This window comes from Tissierellales bacterium, from assembly GCA_035301805.1.
Classification (GTDB): domain Bacteria; phylum Bacillota; class Clostridia; order Tissierellales; family DATGTQ01; genus DATGTQ01.
The window spans coordinates 1-3080 of sequence record DATGTQ010000027.1 but is presented as its reverse complement, the minus strand read 5'-3'; the positions used below and the strand labels follow the sequence as shown (position 1 = coordinate 3080).

Here is a 3080-nt window from a genome sequence, read left to right as displayed (position 1 = left end):
ATTTCTATCAATTCATTTTTCTGAGCTGTAGGATTATTTTTAGCTTTTGGCCAATCTAAGCTCCATGCAGTGGTTAACCATGCAGCTTGTACATTATTTGTATTCGCGTACGATTTTGTGCTTATTCCACTACCAAGTATTATGCATATTGATAGTAGTAATGATAATGTCTTCCTCATATTTATGTCCCCCAAAATATTAATTAGTTACTCTACTTAAAAGAGTAACAACTTCTGCTCTTGTCATGTTATCCTTTGGTGCAAGGATTTCTCCATCAGTTCCTTGGATATATCCTTTTTCAACATTTCCTTCAAGTGCATCTTTTGCCCACTCAGCTATTTGATTATAATCAGAGAATTTTTTTATTTTATCATGATTTGTATCATCTAATTTCATATAATTAGATAACATTTTTGCCGCTTCTTGTCTTGTTACATATCTGTCTGGCTCAAATAGTGTACTTGATACTCCTTGTGCTACTCCATTTGTAACTGCTATGTCTATTTCATCTTTTGCCCAGTTATCTTTAGTATCATCAAATACTATTCCACTCTTTTTAGTAAGTCCAAATACTTTATTAAATATTTTTACAAACTCATTTCTTTTTATTGGATTTTGAGGTCTAAACGTACCATCTCCATATCCATCTATATACCCTTTTTCTACAAAACTTTGTATTTGAGAATATGCCCAGTAATCTTGACTTACGTCATTAAATTTTATTTTGTCATCTTGTTCTGATTCAGTAGTATCTAATTCTATATAGGATGCTGAAACATACCCATGTGTTCCATTGTATTCTATTTTATACCAATTGTTGCTTTTAGCAACAATCTTAACTTTCTCTCCACCACTTAATGTACCTATTATGTCAAATGATGTTGATGGACCCTTTCTTACATTTAAACTATCTGTATTTATAACTTTTCCTGTTGCTGTAATTTGACTTTCTTCGATTATTACATTTGATTTTAAATAGTTTTCTATTCCATCTGCTATACCTGTAGCTAGTTTATCTTGGTAATCTGAATCAGATAAGTTCTTAACTTCTGATTCATTACTTATAAATCCACATTCTACTAATGCAGATATCATATTACTCTTTACTAAAACTGTAAACTCTGCATTTTTTACACCTCTATTAGTTGCTCCTGTTTTATTTATAACCTGCGTTTGTACATCATTGCTTAGTGGTTTCTCTTCTTCTTTATTTCTATTATAATATGTCTCTATACCATTTGCTGATGCTGATTCAGCTGAATTTTGATGTATTGATACAAATGCATCTGCACCATAATCATTTGCCATTTCAGCTCTCTCAGATAAAGAATAATAAATATCTGAGCTTCTACTCATTTTTACATCTATACCTCTGCTCTTTAATTTAGATTCTATCTTTTTTGCAATTTGTAAGTTTAAATCTGATTCTCTATATCCAAATCCTAATGCTCCTGGGTCGCTTCCTCCATGACCTGCATCTATAAACACTTTGTAGTATTCTCTAGGTTGATCCTCTTTAGATCTAATGTTAAGCGTTGATACTGATGAGTTTACATATATTTCTATTATATATACTTTTTGACCAATTCTTTGACTTAAAAATACTGTACCTTCATTAATTGCTTTTGCAATTCCATTTGAATTTATATCTATAGTTTCATTATCAGACAATTCCCAGTTAGGATATTGAGATAAATCTAAAGTTTCCCCTTTCGTTAAATATATTCCAGGTTCAACTACTACATCTTTTAAATCATATTTATTTATTACAGATAAAAATTCATCTTCTATACTATCTGCATTTACAATAGATGTTTTTGATAATATTGGTAGTGATATTAGCATTGTAAGTAGCATTAAGTTTCTTATGTTTTTTTTACACCTCATATTAGTTCCTCCTATTTATATATATTTTTTATACATTTTATAATATATTTAGTTATAATTTTGTTAATAATATTATATTAACACAAAAATAGTAATAAAATAAGACGGATAACTAAAATTCGACTTATTTTATTGCTATATATTATTGTCTAATTTTTTATCCCTACTTAATATAGTTACAGCAAGAATTGAAACTATATTAAATAAGATTAAATTAAAAAATATGACACCTGTAGAATACAGGTGCCATATGGTTGCTTAAAGAGTTTTTTATCAAAACTGTACTGCACCCCAATAGTTGGACCAAAATCTAACGATTGGGGTGTTTTTTATGACTAAATATGATTTTAACTTTAAAATGAAAGTTGTTAAATCTTATTTAGATGAAGAAGGTGGACTTGGTTCAATAGCAAAGCAATATGGTATTGATAGTGAAACTCAAGTTAAAACATGGGTTAATGCATATAATTCATTAGGCTAAGATGAATTAAAAAGAAAAACACAAAGACCTAATTTCAAATCTATAAACGAAGCTTTAAATAAAGATATAAAGATTACAAATGATTTCAACTTTAGGAGAACTTTTTACTCAGATCAAGGTTGGGCATATCAAATGAAGAAATATAGTAAGATACTTAAAAATAATAAAATATCTCAAAGTATATTCCGAAAAGGTACATGCCTTGATAATTCACATATAGAAAATTTTTTTGGAGTAATTAAACAAGAAATGTATTATGGTAAGACATATAGAAGTTTTGAAGAACTAAAGTTAGCTATTGAAGAATATATTTATTATTACAATAATAAATATATTAAAGAAAAATTAAATTGGCGTAGTCCAGTTAATTATAGAATTGAATATGAATCTAAATTTATATAAAATTAAAAATACTAGAATTAAAACTCATTCCAGCATAAAGTCCAACTTTTGGGTCTCAGTACACCCTATTACATTTGCTATATATACACCTATTGGATTCAAGTCCATTGCAATTACGATTGGTATTTATCCTCTTGTTTCTGTTAATGGAATCATCTCTAAAATAATTATTTCTAAGTATCCAAAAGTATCTTTAAATATTTAATTCTAATCTAAATTGATTTTATAATATATTAAATTATTAATATATTTATAGTATAAAAAAGACTATACATTAGTATAGTCTTAATTGGAGCTGGTGATAGGAATC

Annotated in this window: 2 protein-coding genes and 1 pseudogene; 2 read left to right on the top strand and 1 reads right to left on the bottom strand. The window is 27.7% G+C overall.

Annotation, left to right across the window (positions count from 1 at the left end):
* Positions 1-198 precede the first annotated feature (198 nt).
* Entirely contained in the window at positions 199-1887 is a 1689-nt protein-coding gene (locus tag VK071_01170; protein HLR33926.1) for an N-acetylmuramoyl-L-alanine amidase, read from the bottom strand.
* Positions 1888-2218: 331 nt separating this feature from the next.
* Between VK071_01170 and VK071_01165 the strand changes: the two genes are divergently transcribed.
* Together VK071_01165 and VK071_01160 are read left to right on the top strand one after the other, a co-directional pair.
* Entirely contained in the window at positions 2219-2368 is a 150-nt protein-coding gene (locus VK071_01165; GenBank protein ID HLR33925.1) for a transposase, read from the top strand.
* A 12-nt stretch (positions 2369-2380) separates the two neighbouring features.
* Positions 2381-2770: pseudogene (locus tag VK071_01160) on the top strand (IS3 family transposase).
* The last annotated feature ends 310 nt before the right edge of the window (positions 2771-3080 follow it).

What these genes read in the sequence shown, in the direction of transcription:
- VK071_01170 (HLR33926.1), bottom strand. Translation starts at nt 1,887, where the DNA reads ATGAGGTGTAAAAAAAACATAAGAAACTTAATGCTACTTACAATGCTA.
- VK071_01165 (HLR33925.1), top strand. Translation starts at nt 2,219, where the DNA reads ATGACTAAATATGATTTTAACTTTAAAATGAAAGTTGTTAAATCTTAT.